The sequence below is a fragment of the Actomonas aquatica genome (genome assembly GCF_019679435.2).
Classification (GTDB): domain Bacteria; phylum Verrucomicrobiota; class Verrucomicrobiia; order Opitutales; family Opitutaceae; genus Actomonas; species Actomonas aquatica.
Genome location: NZ_CP139781.1, coordinates 4824190 through 4842829 on the forward strand (window position 1 = coordinate 4824190; position 18640 = coordinate 4842829).

The 18640-nt window shown below is 63.7% G+C and carries 14 protein-coding genes and 1 tRNA gene; 11 read left to right on the plus strand and 4 right to left on the minus strand.

Annotation, left to right across the window (positions count from 1 at the left end):
* The first annotated feature begins 53 nt into the window (after positions 1-53).
* The 3 genes from K1X11_RS18490 (at position 54) to K1X11_RS18500 (ending at position 3349) form a co-directional block, all read left to right on the plus strand.
* Positions 54-473, plus strand: a complete 420-nt coding sequence (locus K1X11_RS18490; RefSeq protein ID WP_221030641.1) for a secondary thiamine-phosphate synthase enzyme YjbQ — start codon at positions 54-56, stop codon at positions 471-473.
* A 50-nt stretch (positions 474-523) separates the two neighbouring features.
* Positions 524-1123: a MarC family protein gene (locus tag K1X11_RS18495; RefSeq protein WP_221030642.1), complete on the plus strand. Its 600-nt coding sequence runs from the start codon at positions 524-526 to the stop codon at positions 1121-1123.
* Positions 1124-1249: 126 nt separating this feature from the next.
* The gene (locus K1X11_RS18500) at positions 1250-3349 is read left to right on the plus strand and encodes a GxGYxYP domain-containing protein (protein ID WP_221030643.1); all 2100 of its coding nucleotides are present in this window, start codon (positions 1250-1252) and stop codon (positions 3347-3349) included.
* Positions 3350-3474: 125 nt separating this feature from the next.
* Here the strand turns inward: K1X11_RS18500 and K1X11_RS18505 are convergent, their stop codons facing one another.
* On the minus strand, positions 3475-5115 hold the full coding sequence (locus tag K1X11_RS18505) for a fumarate hydratase (RefSeq protein WP_221030644.1): 1641 nt from the start codon (positions 5113-5115) through the stop codon (positions 3475-3477).
* A gap of 166 nt (positions 5116-5281) precedes the next feature.
* Here K1X11_RS18505 and fumC point away from each other — a divergent pair, with 166 nt between their 5' ends.
* Positions 5282-6700, plus strand: coding sequence for a class II fumarate hydratase (gene fumC, locus K1X11_RS18510; protein ID WP_221030645.1), 1419 nt, complete (start codon positions 5282-5284; stop codon positions 6698-6700).
* Between the two features lie 84 nt (positions 6701-6784).
* Here the strand turns inward: fumC and K1X11_RS18515 are convergent, their stop codons facing one another.
* Complete coding sequence (locus tag K1X11_RS18515) at positions 6785-7774, minus strand: KpsF/GutQ family sugar-phosphate isomerase (protein WP_221030646.1); 990 nt, start codon at positions 7772-7774, stop codon at positions 6785-6787.
* A gap of 73 nt (positions 7775-7847) precedes the next feature.
* Here K1X11_RS18515 and K1X11_RS18520 point away from each other — a divergent pair, with 73 nt between their 5' ends.
* The 7 genes from K1X11_RS18520 (at position 7848) to K1X11_RS18550 (ending at position 13760) form a co-directional block, all read left to right on the plus strand.
* Positions 7848-8675: a Cell division protein CpoB gene (locus tag K1X11_RS18520; RefSeq protein WP_221030647.1), complete on the plus strand. Its 828-nt coding sequence runs from the start codon at positions 7848-7850 to the stop codon at positions 8673-8675.
* 88 nt (positions 8676-8763) lie between these two features.
* Positions 8764-10203, plus strand: a complete 1440-nt coding sequence (hemN, locus tag K1X11_RS18525; protein WP_225919388.1) for an oxygen-independent coproporphyrinogen III oxidase — start codon at positions 8764-8766, stop codon at positions 10201-10203.
* A 62-nt stretch (positions 10204-10265) separates the two neighbouring features.
* Positions 10266-10706: a Fe-S cluster assembly sulfur transfer protein SufU gene (sufU, locus tag K1X11_RS18530; RefSeq protein WP_221030648.1), complete on the plus strand. Its 441-nt coding sequence runs from the start codon at positions 10266-10268 to the stop codon at positions 10704-10706.
* Between the two features lie 33 nt (positions 10707-10739).
* Positions 10740-11978, plus strand: coding sequence for a cysteine desulfurase (locus K1X11_RS18535; RefSeq protein WP_221030649.1), 1239 nt, complete (start codon positions 10740-10742; stop codon positions 11976-11978).
* A gap of 127 nt (positions 11979-12105) precedes the next feature.
* The gene (locus K1X11_RS18540) at positions 12106-13098 is read left to right on the plus strand and encodes a dihydroorotate dehydrogenase-like protein (protein ID WP_221030650.1); all 993 of its coding nucleotides are present in this window, start codon (positions 12106-12108) and stop codon (positions 13096-13098) included.
* Between the two features lie 73 nt (positions 13099-13171).
* Positions 13172-13579: a CoA-binding protein gene (locus K1X11_RS18545; protein WP_221030651.1), complete on the plus strand. Its 408-nt coding sequence runs from the start codon at positions 13172-13174 to the stop codon at positions 13577-13579.
* 91 nt (positions 13580-13670) lie between these two features.
* Positions 13671-13760, plus strand: a tRNA-Ser gene (locus K1X11_RS18550).
* A gap of 35 nt (positions 13761-13795) precedes the next feature.
* On the opposite strand, the gene K1X11_RS18555 is transcribed toward K1X11_RS18550, so the two are convergent.
* Both K1X11_RS18555 and K1X11_RS18560 read right to left on the minus strand, forming a co-directional pair.
* Positions 13796-16105: a CRTAC1 family protein gene (locus K1X11_RS18555; protein ID WP_221030652.1), complete on the minus strand. Its 2310-nt coding sequence runs from the start codon at positions 16103-16105 to the stop codon at positions 13796-13798.
* Between the two features lie 133 nt (positions 16106-16238).
* Entirely contained in the window at positions 16239-18251 is a 2013-nt protein-coding gene (locus K1X11_RS18560) for a tetratricopeptide repeat protein (protein ID WP_324726023.1), read from the minus strand.
* Between the last annotated feature and the right edge of the window lie 389 nt (positions 18252-18640).

The window sequence follows — 18640 nt, forward strand, 5'->3', positions numbered from 1 at the left end:
CCAGAGCAGAGACATGGTTGCCTGCTTCAGCGTGAGCCGTTGCAGTCGGCCGCATGGCCGTCGTGCAGGAACTGCTCAACATCAGCACTCGGGGGCAGGGCACCACCGAGGTCACCCGCGAAGTCGCCCGTATCGTCGAGCGCAGCGGGTTGCGCACCGGCACGGTCACAGTCTTTTGCCAGCACACCAGCTGCAGCCTGGTCATCATGGAGAACGCTGATCCGTCGGCCCGACGCGACCTAGAAGGGTGGCTCGACCGTCTTGTGCCGCCGGACGATCCCCACTTTACCCACACCTACGAAGGTCCGGATGACATGCCCAGTCACATCAAGATGTCGCTCACGCGGACGTCCGAGGTGGTGGCGTTCGGCGACGGCGAGCTGCTGCTCGGCACCTGGCAGGGAATCTTCCTGTGGGAGCATCGCACGGCCGCGCATCGTCGCCGTTTGGTGGTGACGGTGGTGGGCGAATGAAGCGCTTTCACTGAGCTTGGCGTCGCGGCCGCGATCTCCATCGTGGTCCCATGACACTCTTTACCGCTGCAGCGACCTTGCTGCTCATTCTCGATCCGTTCGGGAATATAGTAATCTTCAACGCCATTCTGGCCAAAGTCCCGCCGGAGCGAAGACGGCGCGTGCTCCTCCGAGAGACGCTCATCGCTTACGGCCTGCTGATGGGGTTCCTGCTGCTGGGCGCGCAATTGCTGGCCTTTCTGGGGCTACAGCAGTCCTCGCTCAGTTTGGCGGGTGGCATCCTGCTCTTTCTCATCGCCATCGGTATGGTGTTTCCCAATCGCGCGGTGCAGTTCGGCACCGACGGTGACGAAGAACCGTTTATTGTGCCGCTGGCCACGCCGATGATCGCGGGGCCGAGTGGCATCGCTTTCCTGCTACTGCTCGCGTCCAAAGAGCCCGGCCGGCTCCCAGAATGGATCATTGCGGTCACGGTCGCATCGGCCATCAGCACGGCCATTCTCATCGCGGGTGAGCGGATCGCGCGCATGCTCGGATCGCGTGGTATGCGCGCGGCCGAGAAGCTCATGGGCATGCTGCTCATCCTCGTCGCGGTGCAGATGATCACCGACGGGATCAGCCTCTACTGGCATGATTTGATGATGAAATAAATGAAAGTTTCGTGCGGCGGGGAATGGCCTTGGCCAAGCCCCGCCCAGAGGCGTATGAACGTTGCTTCTGCACCTGGCGGTGCTTCTGCACCAGCTGCGGTGTAGTTGAATATCCCCTACGCCGCCATGAAAATTCATACGCTTATCCCGGCGGTCACGCGTGCAGTTGGTCTCGTCCTTTTAGCGACGTGCGCGAACTGGGCCCGGGCCGAATCCAGTCCAGCCGACCTGCAAGGCAGGTGGGTCCTGATCAAGGAGCAGAGCAGCGCCATCGATGTGTTTGATGGAGTCTCGCTCGACTTTCGCGAGGTGTCGGAGGGGCGACTCGAGATCCACCGGCGTTGGGGCACGCGCCGCTACCAGGAGGAGGTGCTCGACCTGCAGGTGGGCGGCGAAGTCAATGCGGTGCCGATTGGCCACAAGGTATTTCCCACCAATGTCTTCATGGGCCTGCGCCGCGAGGTGGGCGGCACCAGTGAGGTGGTGGCCCAATGGACGGAGCCCTTCCGCGCGTTCACCCTCGATGTGAGCGAACCCTTGCTCTCCTCCCAAGGGCGGCACGATTTCCAAATCCACTCCACGTTCGCGCTCAACGCCGATGCCACGATCCTCACTTGGACCCTGCAGCGGCCGACGCGTCCGGCGGACGACCCCTTGATTTTCAAACTCAAGCGCGAGGGGTGGCGCGATGCCTACGTGATGGAGATGAGTGACAACTGGGGCATCGACGAAGACCTCCCCGAGCAGGCGTCGCTCATCACTTTGCAGGGCGTGGTCAACCGCGAGAAGCCGCAGCTCTACTTCCTCTACGGCCCGCAGTGGGACTTCCGTTTCACCAAGGAGATCAAGGACTACTATCAGGAGAAAAAGGCCTTTTCGTTCAAAACGCTGCGCAGCTTCAAGCAGGCGCTGAAGACCTTTGAAGGGCAGGTGACGCGCTACATTGTCTGGGACAAAGACGTGCGCACTTCGCTCATCGTCTCCTTCACGCTCGCCGGTCTCGAAGACGCGATCGTGGTGTCGGAGGAGTTCATTCCGCTCATGCAGGAAATGGGCCTCGAGCAAATCGAGGACTTCCGTGGTCGGTTCGTCGGCATGAGTGACGTCGAGATCTACGAATGGGCTTACGATGCCTATTGGGATCGCTGCAGTAAGGACGCCATCGTGTGGATGGGCGGCGATGCCGGTCGGCGCATGCGTCCGGGGGTGGCCGACTTCGGCATGGTGCAACACGCCTTCTTTACGGACTTGTCGACCGACGCCAATGAACCGAAGTGGGCCGAGGAGTATGCGCTGGCGGACAAGTTGTTGAGCGAGATGAACCCGCTCGCGATGTGCTTCGGTTGGCACTCCTACGGCAAGGACAAGGAGCGCGATCACGTGAAGCTGGCCTCGTCCTACGCGATTCGCGTTTCGGGTCTGCACACGTTGCCGAACACCAGCTTCAACACCCTCGTCCCGCTCACGCCGGGCTTTAAGTTCCGCAATCATCACAACCTCATCCCGGGGGATCCGCGTAAGCCGGAGAAGAAGGTTTACATCGCGGCGGTGCAGACGGACTCACTCGGCATCGGCGCGTGGACGCGGCCCGGCCGCGGCACGATCCCCTACGCTTGGCAAGTCACGCCCAACTGGCTGTGGATGAGCCCGTCGGTGTTGGAAATGTTCTACGACCAAGCCACCGACAAAGACCTCTTCATCTCGGGTCTTTCCGGGCCGGGTTACATGTATGCCAAGGCGATCCCGCCCGCGCATCGTGATGAGATCATCGACATGTCGCGGGAAATTATGGAGACGCTCGATCTCTCGGTTTTCGAGTTCATGGACTATTCGGAAGGCGCCTCGATCGAGGGCAATCCGGACCTGCCGCAGTCGGTCATTGATGCCTATTTCAAGGGGCTGCCGGATGCCGTCGGATTCATCAACGGTTATGCGCCGGCCTATACCTTTACGCATCAGGACGGCCGGGCGTTGCTGTCCTACGACTATTACATGTCGCCCGATCGTTCGGAGCGTGAGGTGGTGGCCGACCTGCGCGAACTGGCTGCGATCAACGCGGTGCGACCCTATTTCCTGCTCATGCACGTGCGGCAGTGGAGCGACATTACCCGCGTGAAGGCCGTGCTGGATCAGCTCGGACCGGCCTTCGAAGTGGTGCCGTTGGATGTCTTCCTCGAGATGGCGGCGCAGGACCCGACTTTCGAAACCTACACCAAACCGGAGTAAGCGTTTCGTTTGTAGTAGTAGTAGTTGTAGTAGTTAATTCGATACAAAAGCGGGCACCGTTTCCGGTGCCCGCTCTTTTTTGTGCCGGAGCAAATCTCCGGCACGGATGGGGTTTTAAACTCGAATCACTTCGACGGCACGCAGGCACTGCAGCCGTTGACGAAGAAGTCGTTGCCCTTGTTGTCGACGAGGATGAAGGCGGGGAAGTTTTCGACTTCGATCTTCCACACGGCTTCCATGCCGAGCTCGGGATACTCCAGCACTTCGACCTTCTTGATGCTCTCCTTGGCGAGGATGGCGGCGGGACCGCCGATCGAACCGAGGTAGAAGCCGCCGTGCTTTTGGCAGGCGTCGGTGACGGCCTGGGAGCGGTTGCCCTTGGCCAGCATGACCATGGAGCCGCCGTTCTCCTGGAAGAGATCAACGTAGCTGTCCATGCGGCCGGCGGTGGTCGGACCGAAGCTGCCGGAAGCGTAGCCCACCGGGGTCTTGGCCGGGCCGGCGTAGTAAACCGGGTGGTTTTTGATGTAGTCGGGCAGACCTTCGCCGGCGTCGATGCGCTCCTTGAGCTTCGCGTGGGCGATGTCGCGGGCGACGATCATGGGGCCGTTGAGCAGCACGCGGGTCGTGACCGGGTGCTTGCCGAGTTCGGCGAGGATGTCGGCCATCGGCTGGTTGAGGTCGATGTTGACCGCGCCTTCCTGCTTGAGGGTGCGCATCGCCTCGGGAATGAGGGCGCCGGGGTTGGTTTCCATCTGCTCGAGCCAGATGCCGTCCTTGTTGATCTTGGCCTTGATGTTGCGGTCGGCGCTGCAGGACACGCCCATGCCCACGGGGCAGGAGGCGCCGTGGCGGGGGAGGCGAACGATGCGCACGTCGAGGGCGAAGTATTTGCCACCAAACTGGGCGCCGATGCCGGTGGTCTGGGCGAGCTTCAGCACCTTTTCCTCGAGTTCGATGTCGCGGAAGGCCTGGCCCTTGTCGTTACCGGAGGTGGGGAGGGTGTCGTAGTATTTGGTCGAGGCGAGTTTGACCGTCTTGAGGCAGGTCTCGGCGCTGGTGCCACCGATCACGAAGGTGAGGTGGTAGGGCGGGCAAGCGGCGGTGCCGAGCGTCTTCATCTTCTCCAGCAGGAAGGCCTCGAGGCTCTTGGGGTTGAGCAGGGCGCGGGTCTGTTGGAAGAGGAAGGTTTTGTTGGCGGAGCCGCCGCCTTTGGCCACGAAGAGGAATTTGTATTCGTCGCCGTCGGTCGCGTAGAGGTCGATCTGCGCCGGCAGATTGGTGCCGGTGTTCTTCTCCTCATACATGGTGAGAGGCGCGGTCTGCGAGTAGCGCAGGTTTTCCGTGGTGTAGCACTCGTAGACACCCTTGGAGAGCCACTCGGCATCGTCGGCGCCGGTCCAGACGCGCTGGCCCTTTTTGCCCATGATGGTGGCGGTGCCGGTGTCCTGGCAAAACGGCAGGATGCCCTGGGCGGCGATCTCGGCGTTCTTGAGCAGCGTGGTGGCGACGTAGCGGTCGTTGTCGGAGGCCTCGGGGTCGTCGAGGATGGCGGCGACCTGCTTCAGGTGCTTGTTGCGCAACATGAAGGAGCAGTCGTGGAAGGCCTGCTGGGCGAGAAAAGCGAGGGCGGAAGGCTCAACCTTCAGAATGGTCTGACCCTCAAACTCGGTGGTGCTGATGCCTTCCTTGGAAAGGAGGCGGTATTCGGTCTCATCCTTCCCCAGCGGAAAGGTGTCCTGGTATTCGAAGGGCGGCGTAGGCATGGCGGTAAGGGCGGGGAGATTAGGGGATTTTGTAGGGGGACGGGGATCACGAAATCACCGGAGAGCAAGGATTCACAAATAATGCAGCATGCGGTGCAAGCCGCCGCCGACGGGCGCGGATCCGGTGCCTCGTTTGCGTGGAATCGAATCGCGCACTTCTTGTGGTATGACACCGGACACCCGCATCGAAAAAGACACCATGGGCGAGATCGCCGTCCCGGCTCAGCGCTACTGGGGCGCCCAAACCCAACGCTCGATCGAAAACTTCCCGATCGGCCCCGCTGGCTCCATGCCGATCGAGATCGTGCGGGCGTTTGGTCTGCTCAAGAAAGCCGCCGCACTGGCTAATCGCGATCTAGGTGTGTTGTCCGCTGAAAAGGCCGACGCGATTGCCGGGGCCTGTGACGAGATCATCGCCGGAGACCTCGACGACGAGTTTCCTCTGGTGGTGTGGCAGACCGGGTCTGGCACGCAGTCGAACATGAACTGCAACGAAGTCGTGGCTAATCGCGCCCATGTGCGCGGCGGCGGCCAGCTGGGGCAGGGCGAACGCTTCATCCATCCGAACGACGACGTGAACAAATCGCAGTCGTCGAATGACACCTTCCCCACGGCCATGCATCTCGCTGCCTACGCGGTGCTGGTCGAGCGCACCGTGCCGGCGGTGGCGCGGCTTGCTCGGACGCTCAAGGCGAAGGCCGACGCTATGTCGGACATCGTGAAGATCGGTCGCACCCACTGGATGGATGCGACGCCGCTGACTCTCGGGCAGGAGTTTTCGGGCTACGTGGCGCAACTCGAGTCGGCCCTCGAAGCCGTGCAGCGTTGCCTGCCCGATCTCACGGAACTCGCGCTCGGTGGCACGGCGGTGGGCACTGGGCTCAACGCGCCGGTCGGCTTCGACGAAAAGGTGGCGCAGCATCTCGCGAAGCTCACCGGGCACCCCTTTGTGAGCGCACCCAACAAGTTTGCCGCGCTGGCGGCGCACGACGGTTTGGTCGGCGCGCATGGCGCGCTCAAGCGGCTGGCGGTCGCGCTCACGAAGATCGCGAACGATCTGCGCCTGCTCGGTTCGGGTCCGCGCTGTGGCATCGGCGAACTCCAGTTGCCGGCCAACGAGCCCGGTTCGTCGATCATGCCCGGCAAGGTGAACCCGACGCAGGTCGAGGCGCTCACCATGGTGTGTGCTCGCGTGCTCGGCAACGACACCACCATCGGTTTTGCCGGCGCCAGCGGGCAGTTTGAGCTCAATGTCTACAAGCCCGTCATCATCGATGCCTTCCTGCAGTCCGCCAACCTGTTGGCGGATGCCTGCGTCGCCTTTGAGGAGCGGTGTGTGGCCGGTCTCGAACCCAACCGCTCGCGGATCGCGGCGCACCTCGAGAACTCACTCATGCTGGTGACCGCGCTCAACACTCACATCGGCTACGAAAAGGCGGCGAAGATCGCCAAACACGCCCACGCCGAAGGCACGACGCTCAAGGAAGCCGCGCTCGCCCTCGGCTTGGTCTCGGCCGAGGACTTCGACGCGTGGGTCGATCCGACACAGATGACCGGTCCGCTCGCGGCGAGCAGTCGGGCGTAAAGCCCGACCCACAGCAAAGCGACGCACTCCGATTGTGGGTCGGGCTTTACGCCCGACTCCCGTCCTACGGTTCTTGGCTTGGACTCAAACGATTTTCAGCTTCGGCAGGTCCTGGCCATCGACGAGGCCGACGGGCTTGCCGGCGCGATCGACCACGATGAGGTCGTCGATTTTGTGGGCCTCGAAGAGACGCAGCGCATCCACGCCGAGCGCGTCGTCGCGCACCGTCTTGGGGTTGCGCGTCATGAAGGTCTTCACCGGCTGCGTCAGAAAATCGGGGCCGGTGAGCGCGCTACGGCGGAAGTCTCCGTCGGTGAGGATACCGGTGAGTTTGCCGGACTTGGGGGCCACCAGCGCGATGCTGCCGCTCTTGGCTTTGGTCATGCGCAAAATCGCGTCCTGCGTGCTCACCGTTTCGGGCGCGATGGGCAGGCGGTCGTCCTTGCGCATGATGTCGGCCACACGCAGCAGGAGGATGCGACCGAGGTTGCCGGCGGGATGGAATTTGGCGAAGTCGTCGCGGGTGATGCCACGTGCTTCGAGCAGGACCATGGCGAGGGCGTCACCGATCGCGAGAGCGGCGGTGGTGCTGGCCGTCGGCGCGAGATCGAGCGGGCAGGCCTCGCGCGGCACGACGTAAAGGAGGACGTGATCCGACTCCTTCGCGAGGTCGGAGGTCGGCGTCGAGGTGCAGGCGATCGTCGTCACGCCAAAGCGCTTCAACAGCGGCAAAAGGCGCAGCACTTCCTCGGACTGGCCACTGTTGCTGAAGAGGATGGCGATGTCGCCCTCGGCGCACAGGCCCAGATCGCCGTGCAACGCCTGAGTGGCGTCGAGGAAACAGGTCGGGATGCCGGTGCTGTTGAAGGTGCCGACCAGCTTCTGCGCTATGTGCGCGGATTTGCCGACGCCGGTGCAGATCAACTTGCCGCCGGTAGCGGTCGCGGCCGCGATGGCGCGGGCGGTGGCGACGAATTTTTGATCGAGCGCGTCGGAGGTGGCCGCGAGGGCTTCCGATTCAATCGCCAAGCAGGCGCGGGCGCGTTTAAGAGCGGATTTGGGGGCGATTGCCATTTAGGGTTTGAGTCGGAAGTGGGGTTGCCAGACTTAGATTGGCCTCCGAGGCGTTCAAACCCTTTTCCCGTTCATGTCGTCGTATCGATCCGTTCTCCGCACCCTGCTTTTGATCTGCTGCATCGCAGTGGTGGGTTGCGATCGGCTGCCCAAAGGCGAGCCGGTGGCGGAGATCAACGAACCCGACTACGTCGAGGGCAAACGCCTGTCGCGCCAAGGCAACGAACAGGGGGCGCTGGCGGCCTTCACTCGCGTGATCAACTCCCGTCCGGAGGACGCCGCCGAATCGCATCTCGAGGTGGGCCTGCTCTATTCGGAGCACGTCAACGATCCCGTCGCCGCGATCTATCATTTCCGCCGTTATCTGGAGTTGAAGCCCAACTCCCAGCAGCGCGAACTCGTTGAGCAACGCATCGCCGTGGCCTTCCGTGATTTCGCGCGCACGCTGCCCGCACAGCCGCTCGAAAACCAAGCCATGCGCAGCGACCTGCTCGATGTGGTCGAGCGTCTCAAAGTGGAGAACACCCGCCTCAAGGACGAGGTGGCGTTGCTCCGCGCCGCGACTTCGGCCGATGGGCCGGCCGCGCTGCGCCAGACGGCCAACCTCTCCGCCCAACCGCTCACCACGCGCCCCGCGCAGACCACGTCGCGTTTCAGTGCGGCACCGATTGAGCCCGAGCCCCAACCGCGCACCGTGGCTCCGCCCACGCGCCCCGAGGCGGCTCCGGCCGCTAGTGCCCGGCGGGTGCACACGGTGGTGAAGGGCGACACCCTCTACAGCCTCGCGCGCCGTTATTATAACAACTCGACCCGCTCGCGGGACATCTACGAGGCCAACCGCAACCAGATGCGCTCGCAGAACGACCTGCAGATCGGGATGCAGTTGGTCATCCCCGAGTAAGCGGCGGAGCCAGGTCGCGAGGCGCACGACACAATATGCGCATATCTTGCGGCAACGGCTGCGGAGCGAGTTGCGCCTCATTGGGGGCATGATGTCCACTCGCATGATCACCCCGGACGACGGCTCCTCATCTTTTGGCTCCACGGCTAGCGCCGCGGCCACCGCCTTGGATCTCGATATGATCCGCAAATACGCCGTGCCGGGTCCGCGTTACACCTCCTATCCGCCGGCCAACAAATTCCACGACCGGCTCGATGAGGTGGACGTGGGGCAGGGGATCGCCGCCGACAACGCCGACTCCGCCCGCCCACTCTCGCTCTATTTTCACCTGCCGTTCTGCGAATCGCGCTGCTGGTATTGCGGCTGCACCACCATCATCACGCGACGCAAGGACTGGGCCGACGAATATGAGCGCGACCTCGAGCGCGAGATGGAGGTGGTCGGGCGCCAGCTCAACCCGCAGCGGCTGGTCGACCAACTGCACTTTGGCGGAGGCACCCCGACCTTCTTCGCGCCGGAGGTGCTCACCAAACTCGGTGAGTCCATCCACCGTCGTTTCAGCTTTGCCGCCGACGCCGAGCTGAGCGTCGAGATCGACCCACGTTGCGCCACCCCCGAGCACCTCGCCGCACTTAAGTCGATCGGTATCAACCGCGCCTCTCTCGGCATCCAGGACACCAACCCCGAGGTGCAGGAAGCGATCCATCGTATCCAGCCTCATGATACGAATCGTCGTGTGGTCGATGGACTGCGTTCGATCGGCATCGATTCGGTCAATCTCGACCTGATTTACGGTCTGCCGCTGCAGACGCCCGACTCGGTGGAGCGCACGGTCGACGACGCGCTCGAGCTCTCGCCCGCGCGGCTGTCGGTCTTTTCCTACGCGCACGTGCCGTGGATCAAACCGGCGCAGCGTATCTTCGACAAACGCGGCCAAATGCCCGGGCCGGCCGAGAAGTTGGAAATGTTTTCGCGCATTCGCGCCAAGCTGCTGGCCGCCGGTTACGTCGACATCGGACTCGACCATTTTGCCCGTCCGGACGACGAACTCGCGATCGCGTTGCGCGAGGGCAAGCTGCACCGCAATTTCCAAGGCTACAGCACGCGCTCGGGCGCGTCGCTCTACGGTTTCGGCATCTCGTCGATCTCCCAGAGCAACGACATTTACTGGCAGAACCACAAGTCGCTCATGGAATACCGCGCCGCTCTGAATGAGGGCCGCCTGCCGGTCGAGCGAGGCTACCGCCTCACCGCCGAGGATAAACGGCGGCGGCGGCTCGTGATGGCCGTGATGTGTGACCGGCGGCTGGATTTTGCGCCCTTGAGCGCCGAGTTCGGCATCGATGTCGCGCAGACCTACGCCGAAGAAATTGCCCGGCTGCAGCCCCTGCAGGCCGACGGTTTGGTGGAGGTCTCCGCCGACGGCATCCGGGTCCTGCCCAAGGGCGAACCGCTGCTGCGCGTCGTCGCCATGGCCTTCGATCAGACCCTGTCGCGGGGTGTGCGGGCCCATGCGATGACCGTCTGATCCGGTCCGATTCGCGGTGGGGAGTTGCCAAACCGGCGCAGGCCGTGACATTGGCGGTTCCCATGTCCGACTTAACCGACCTCTATCAAGCGGTCATCCTCGACCACAACAAGCGTCCTCGCAACCGCGGCCGGCTGCCCACAGCCACTCGCGTCGCGACCGGTGACAACCCGACTTGCGGGGACCAGTGCACTGTCTTTCTGCGGATGGACGGCGATAAGATCGATGAGATCACCTTCGAAGGGTCGGGCTGCGCCATCTCGCAGGCCAGCGCTTCGCTCATGACCACGGAGCTCAAGGGCAAAACCAAGGCGGAAGCCGAGGCCGCGTTTGCCGACTTCAAGGACATCGTCACCACCGGTCGCGAGCCCGAGGAGTTCAGTGAGGTCGCGGCCTTTGCCGGCGTGCATGCCTTCCCGGCGCGCATCAAGTGCGCCACGCTCTCCTGGCACGCCGCCGTCGAAGCGGTCAACAAGCCCGATCAGGCACCGATCGGGGACTAAATTGTCCCGCTCGCGCCTCCAGCTCCTACGTCCATGACCCACGATTTTTCCAACCTGCGCGTGGATTTCCCCACGCTCGACCAACACGTCGGCGGCCATCCGCTCGTCTATCTCGACAACGCGGCCACCACCCAGAAGCCGCGCGCAGTGATCGATGCGATCGCACGTTACTACGAGCGCGACAACAGCAACGTGCACCGCGGTCTGCACGCCCTCTCCATGCGCGCCACGGATGGTTACGAAGCTGCTCGCGCTCGCACGGCCAAATTCATCAACGCGGCCGATCCGGCCGAAATCGTCTTCACCCGCGGCACCACCGAAGCGGTGAACCTCGTCGCGCTGAGCTGGGGCCGCGCCAACCTGAAGGCCGGCGATGTGATCCTCTGCACCGAGATGGAGCACCACTCCAACATGGTGCCGTGGCAACTCATCGCCCAGCAGACCGGCGCCACCGTGCGCTACATCCCGGTGGTGGGCGAGAACGCCGAGGGCGGGCTCGATCTCGAAGCGGCCGACGAGCTGCTCACGCCCGAGGTCAAGGTCCTGGCGGTGACGCACATCTCGAACACCCTTGGTTGCGAAAACCCGATCAAAGACCTGTGCGCCAAGGCGCGCGCCGTCGGAGCGATCAGTGTGATCGATGGAGCCCAATCGGCCGGCCACGAACTCGTCGACGTGCAGGATCTGGGGTGCGATTTCTTCGCCTTCTCCGGCCACAAAATGGCCGCGCCGACTGGCATCGGTGCGCTCTATGGTCGCAAGGCCCTGCTCGACGCCATGCCGCCGTGGCAGGGCGGTGGCGGCATGATCGCCAACGTCACGTTTGAGGGCAGCACTTGGAAGCCGTCGCCGGAGCGTTTTGAAGCCGGCACGCCCAATGTGGCTGACGCCATCGGCCTGCATGCCGCGATGGATTATCTCGATGGCCTCGGCCGTCCCGCGATCAGCCGTCACGAGTCGGAACTGGCCATGATGGCGTGTGAAGCGCTCAGCGAGTTGCCGGGGATCCGTATCCTCGGTCCGCGCCCCGGCGAACATCGGGCGGGCACGGTGAGTTTTGCTTTCGCTGATGTGCACGCGCACGACGTCGTGACCTTTGCCGATCAAGATGGTGTCGCTCTGCGCGGCGGTCACCACTGCAACCAGCCGCTCATGCGCAAGCTCGGTTTGCCGAGCACGACGCGGGCGAGTTTTTACGTCTACAACACGCCGGAAGACGTGGACGCGCTGGTGAAATCGATGCGCAAGATCCTGAAGTTTTTCGGCGCCTGAGCGGCGGCGGGCCGCGCAGTCCTCGCAAGAACTGCAATCGACCGGCCAACGACTGCGGAGACGGGGTGGGGCAGGCCCGGCATGATGGCCGGTGCTTTCCCCGCACCCACCCCAACCCCAGTCCGCCATGAACCTCCAGACCACCTACCTTGGTCTCAAGTTGCGTAATCCACTTGTGATCGGGGCTTCGCCGTTTTGCGACAACCTCACTGCCTGTCGAGAACTCGCCGAGGCAGGCGTGGCCGCGATCGTGATGCACTCGTTTTTTGAAGAGCAAATCGGTGCCACGCCGCGAGAGCTCGGCGGTAGCGCCGATGGGCTCGTGGAGGGCCGGGAGCAGTTGAGTGAGCTGTTCCCGCACTACGAAGACTACCGCCTCGATTCCGAACAATACCTGCGTCAGCTCGAACGTCTGCGCAAGCTGGTGGACATCCCCATCATCGGCTCGTTGAACGGCAGTCACATGGGCAACTGGGTCGGCCAGGTGCAACGCATGGAGGATGCCGGCGCGGCGGCCATCGAGCTCAATCCCTACCAGCTGCCGACCGACCCGTCGCGACCGGCGGATGACATTGAGCGCGAGATCGTGGAACTGGTGCGCACCGTTGCCGCGGCGGTGAATATTCCGGTGTCGGTGAAGCTGTCGCCCTTCCACACCTCGTTGGCGCATTTTGCCAGCACCTTGGCCGCGAACGGCGCGGCCGGCGTGGTGTTGTTCAACCAATTTTATCAGCCGGACATCGACATCGATGCCTTGGAGGCGGTCACGCAACTGCGGCTGTCGCACTCCAGTGATCTGCTGCTGCGGCTGCGCTGGCTCTCCATCCTGTCCCCGCAGTTCAGCGGCAGTCTGGCGTGTAGTGGTGGAGTGCATACAACGCAGGATCTGGTGAAGGCGTTGTTGGCCGGCGCCGATGTGGTGCAGGTGGTTTCGGCGCTCCTGCGCTATGGCACCGGACACGTCGCGAGTCTGCTGAAGGGCCTCGAAGCCTGGATGAGCGAGCACGAGTTTTATTCGGTCGATCGCGTGCGCGGGCAGTTGAACCTGCGCAAGTGCGCGGACCCTGCGGTGCACGAGCGCGCGCATTACCTGAAGGTGCTGCAATCCTGGCAGGTCTGACTTTGGCGTTCACGCGACGGTGGTGATTTCGGGGGCAAGTTGAGATCGGCGCGTCCTCGCCCATGCTCGTATCATGAATGATGACACATTGCGCCAACACCTGAGCCAGGCTCGCACGATAGCGGTCGTGGGGCTGTCCACCGATCCCGCCAAGGCGAGCCATCGCGTGGCGAGTTATTTGCAGGCGCAGGGTTACCGCATCATCCCGGTGCATCCGCGAGCGGATGAGCTCCTCGGTGAGCGGGTGGTGCGATCCTTGGCGGAGATCGCCGAGCCCGTGGACATCGTGGACGTGTTTCGCCCGGGGCCGGAGACGCTGCGCTGGGCGGAGGAGGCGATCACGAACGGGGCGGGGCTCTTGTGGCTGCAGGAAGGCATAACCTCAGAGGAGACGGCGGCACGGGCGGAAGCGGCCGGGCTACCGTGGGTCATGGATGCCTGCCTGATGGTCGAGCATCGGCGGCTTCTCGGAAAGGTGTGAAATTCCGTTTGACCGAGGCGGCGACATCCGCCTTATCTCACCCTCTTTCGTCCAACGTCAGGGTGTTTCGGCACTCTGATGCACATCACCAGGAGAGGTGGCAGAGTGGTCGAATGCGCTCGCTTGGAAAGCGGGTATAGGCTTAAACCTATCGGGGGTTCGAATCCCCCCCTCTCCGCCATGTAAGCCCCCACGAAGGGGTTATGGACCACTCCCTCAATGGAAGTGACCGTGGCGGTGACCGCCCGTCGCACCGTTGTCTTCGCGCTGCCACTCAAACGCAGGCGGCGATGCCACCACATCAGCGCCTGCTGCTTCTGTGATCCGATAGATTCGGTTGAGTTGAAGGTCGGTGAGCGTCTGGCGGTGGTCGCTCCCGGCCCATCGAATCGCCACTTCCTTGATCGCGGTCGCGTCGCCGAGGCCGATGATGGTTTCGGTGAGCGGATTGGAGCCAAAGGTGCCGCCGCTGGTGACGACGCGGTGGATCGATCGTGGCCCGGCGGGGGTGTCGACGGTCACGAGGATGCGCGAGCCAACGCCGAGGCGGTTGGAGGTCTGGCCGTGCAGGCGGAGTTTCAGCCACGCGTGGTCAAAGCCGGGATTGGCGAAGAGCTGGTTGGGGTAGTGGTCGCCGGCAAACGCGCCGCCCACGACGGAGTAGATGTCGGGCTGCCCGTCGTGGTTGAGGTCGCCGAAGGCGATGGCGTGGCCTTTTTGCAGCTGGCCGAAGCCGCCGGCGGTGGTCACGTCCTGAAAGCGGCGGCCCGCGTCGTTGCGGAACATGAGGTTGGGGATGACGGTTCCGAGATTGGGGTCGCCCGTGCCCACGTAAAAATCAAGCCAACCGTCGTTGTCGATGTCGCCGAAGTTGCTGCCCATGGTGTGCAGGATGCGATCGAGGCCGGTGGCGGCGCTCACCTCCGCGAAGGTGCCGTCACCACGATTTCGATACAACCGGGCTTCCTCGCCGCGGTGGGGAGACTGGAGGAGATCGGCCAGAACGTCCCCGGCGTTGCGAATCGAGTAGCCGGTGACGAGGATATCGAGCCAGCCATCGTTGTCGTAGTCGAAGAACCAGCACGGAAAACTCCGGCCGGGTTCGGTGACGCCGGCGGCTGCGGCCACATCGGTGAAACGATGACCACGCTCGGGGCGGGCCGGGTCGACCGGGCCGTCGTTGCGCAGCAGGCGATTGGCACCGGTGAGGGAGGAAAGGTAGAGGTCGGGCCGGCCGTCGTTGTTGTAATCGCCAGCGGTGACTGCCTTGATCCAATCGACGACATCGACGCCACTGGTGGCGGCGAGGTTGGTGAAGGTGCCGTCGCCGTTGTTGCGATACAGTTCACAGGGATCGGCCTCGGTGTTGCCCTCGAGTGACTCGTTGCCGATGAAGATATCGAGCCAGCCGTCACCGTCGTAGTCGAACCACGTGGCGGTCTGGGTGGGGTGAAAACTCAGGAGGCCGGCGGTTTCAGTGACATCGGTGAAGGTGCCGTCGCCGTCGTTGCGCAACAGGGAATTGGGAATACGACCCTCTTCACCGCGCCAGGCGCCGCGCAGGATGAGCACGTCGACGAAGCCGTCGTTGTTGTAGTCGCCGTGGATCAGGTTGAGCCCGCCGGTGAGCCCTTGGAGGCCCGCCTCGCCGGTGCGTTCGGTAAAGGTGCCGCCGCCGTCGTTGGTGAAATAGCGGAGCTGGCCGTAGGGGCCCCACGCGGAGGCCATCAGGTCCAGATCGCCGTCGCGATCAAAGTCATCCATAACCACGCCCCCGGAGAGATCGTCGACCGCCACGCCATGCGCCATGGCGACGTCGTAGAAACGGGGCAGGGGAAAATCGGAGGCAAAAACCTCGGGTGGCACCCGCCAACGCTCGGGGACCTTTTCGGGGTATTCTCCGACGGTCATGTGGGCGAGGTTGAGCATCCAGGCGGCGTAAGGAGAGGGGGCTTGGGCCAGCACCTGCTTGTAGGTGGCGATGGCGGCGCGGGAGCCGGTCTGGTCGAGGTGGATGGCGCCGCCGGCGAGGGGTAGCAGGCAGGAGTCGGCGTTGTGGTTGGCGAGACAGTTGGCCTGTTCCCCGAGCCGGAATTCGCACAGCGCCTTCAGTTGCAGCAGTTCGGCGATCTGTTGGCGGTCCATCGACGCACCGGATCGGGCAAAGTCGCGTCCGAAGATCTGGATCTGTTCCAGCGCGGCGGTGGAGTGGCCGTCGTTGAGCAGGGCCTGGGCGTAGGGGATGCGCAGGGGCAGGCTTTGATTGAGGGACGTGGCGGCGGCGAGTTGCGCTTCGAGATCGGCGACGGCGCGTCCGGGGAAGAAGACGTCGGTCTCCCCCGAGCTGGTTTCGGCGAGCGTTTGCAGGCGTTCAATCATGCGCTGCGTGCTCGGGGCGAGGCTGCTGGCCAGGGCGGGCGGGGGGAAGGCGGCACCGATTGCGAGCAGACCGAGGCCGAGGCCGAGGCGCACGCGACGGACGCGGAAACGGGGGCAGGAGAGACGAAAGCCGGGGTAAAAAGTCATGGGCACGGCACCAAGTCCACGGCGAAGGTGCCGGTCAAACGGCACGGGTTGATTACCGGCAGATCGCGGTATCATCGTGCAGATTGCGCGATGATGCGGTGTGTCCAATGCGCCATGACGTCGGGCGGGCGGCTCAACGCTGGAGCAGTCGGTTCACCTGTTCCAGATTGGCGCGCGCGGCGGCAAAGTTGGGGTCGAGTTGCAGGGCCCGTTGCCAGCTGGCGCGCGCTTCCTCCAAGGCGTTTTGTTGTGCGTAGACGAGGGCGAGGGTGTTGTGGGCGGCGGGGTTGCGCGGTTCCAGTCGCACGGCTTCACGGGCATGCTCCCGGGCCCGGGTGGCTTCGTTGGGCAGGCGGCTGAGGCCGAGCGCAAAGTTTTGGTGCAGCCAGCCGAGTGAAGGGTCCAGGCGTAGGGCTTCTTCGTAAAGGGCGAGAGATTCGGCCAGTCGGCCGAGGCGGCCGTAGGCGTTGCCGAGGTTGCCGAGGATCTCGGCGGAATCGGGCTGTCGTTTTAGCGCTTCGGCGTAGTGCTGCAGGGCCTCTTCCATGCGGTCCGGGAAGCGGGCGAGGGTGTTGGCGAGGTTGAAGTGGGCGCCGGCGGTATCGGGTTGGAGGCGGATGGCGGCTTCGTAGTGGGTGACGGCCTCTTCGGCACCGTCGGGTTGCCTGGCGAGCAGATTGGCCAATTCGAAGTGCGCGGCGGCGAGATCGGCGTCGAGAGCCAGCGCTTCGCGCAGCCGGGATTCGGCTTCCCGATCACGTCCGGGCAAGGAGGCGAGTAAGCGCCCGATCCCGGCGTGGGCGGCCGCGAGTTCGGGCTCGAAGCGCAGGGCTTCGTTGAAGTGGTGCAGGGCTTCGGCCTGGCGCGACGGGTCCCGGGCCAGCACGTCCCCGAGGAGTTGGTGGGCGGCGGCAAATTCGGGCCGGGTTTGCAGGGCGATCTCCAGGTGATCAATCACGGCGGCGGTGCGCTGCGGGTCGTTGCGCTGTCGAAGAGCCAGCAAGTAGTGCGGCTCGGCAAAATGGGGCCGTAGCGCGATCGCTTGGCGCAGCAATGCCTCTGCTTCGTCTGCGTGGGCAGGATCGCGGAGGAGCACGACGGCGAGGCCGTGCAGGCTGTCGGGGGAATCCGGCTTGAGGGCAAGAGAGGCGCGGTAGTGCTGGATGCTCTCGGCGTCGTGGTCGGGTAGCAGGGAATAAGCCCAAGCGAGGCAACGTTGGGCCATCCAGTTGTTTGGCACCGTCGCCGCCGAGGCGGAGAAAAGGGCGATGTTGTTCTGGTAGTGGCGACTTTCCCGGTGAGCCATCACTCCGAGTAGCCCCAACACCCCTAAGCTGCACGCGACGAGGATCCGCTGCCGGAGGCGGTTTCCGCGCAGGGCCAAGAGGGTTATCCCCATGGCCAGTCCACCCGCCAGACTGAACGTCGCGAGATATTGGAAGTGGTCGGCCACGTAAGAAAAGGCGAAGGGGAAGACGTTGAAGAATCCGAGGGCGGGGAAAAGGGTTCCGGCCCACAGCAGCCAGATTGCGAGGCCGCCACGGTATCCGCGGCGACTGAGCCAGCCTAGGCCGACCGTGAAGAGCACGGTCAGCAGGGCGTAGGGCCACCATCCGCCGCTCGCGGTGGGCACGTCCCATCGTTCATAGAAGAAGGCTAGATCGGCGGGCCAGGCGAAGGAGCCGAGGTAAAACCACAGGATGCGATTTGCGAGCAGGCTGCGCTCCGGGAAGGAAAGGGCGTAGTCCGCGCCGTCGGCGCCTATCAGGTTGCGTTCGATCCAAGCGGTGGTGAGTCCGGCGGCGAGAGCCATCCCGAACCATGGCAGGAGAGGTCGCACGTCGTTTCGCCACGAAAGGCGCCCCTTTTGCCACCAAAACACGACCAGCAGGGCGGCCGGTAGTGTGGCAGTGACTGTTTTGGTGCCCAACGCGAGGAGGAAGGTGGTGGTGGCGAGCAGATAACGACCGGGGTGAGGAAACTCGCGATAGCGGAGAAAAAGGAGCGCGGCGCCGAAGTAGAAGACGGTCGATAGGGTGTTTTTCTGTTCCGAGATCCATGCCACGGATTCCACTGCGACGGGATGTAGTGCCATCAGGAGGGCGGCGCCGCCGGCCGCAAGCACCGCCGCGCGAGGATGGCTCACTAGCAGCTGTTGGATCTGACCACTCGAGCCCCGCCATGCCGCGATCAGCAAGGAGGCAAAAAGTGCGCACGCTAGGGCATGCTGGAGAACGTTTACGGTGTGGTATCCCCAGGTCGAATCCCCCCAAAGTTTGGCTTCCAACCAAAAGGCTGAATGCAACACCGGGTAATACTGTTGGGTGGCCCAAACGTCGGTCCAGATTCGACCTAAGCCGTCCAACGAACGCAGTGTCGGCCGGGTGATATGGGCGGGATCGTCCCACAGTTTATCGCCATTAAGTGACGGCCAATAAACGGCTAACGAAATTATGCTTAGGGCCAAAACGCCCGCTGCCCAGCGGAGCCAATATCTTGGTGAGGCGGTGGGGGCAGATGGGGGCATGGCAAGGT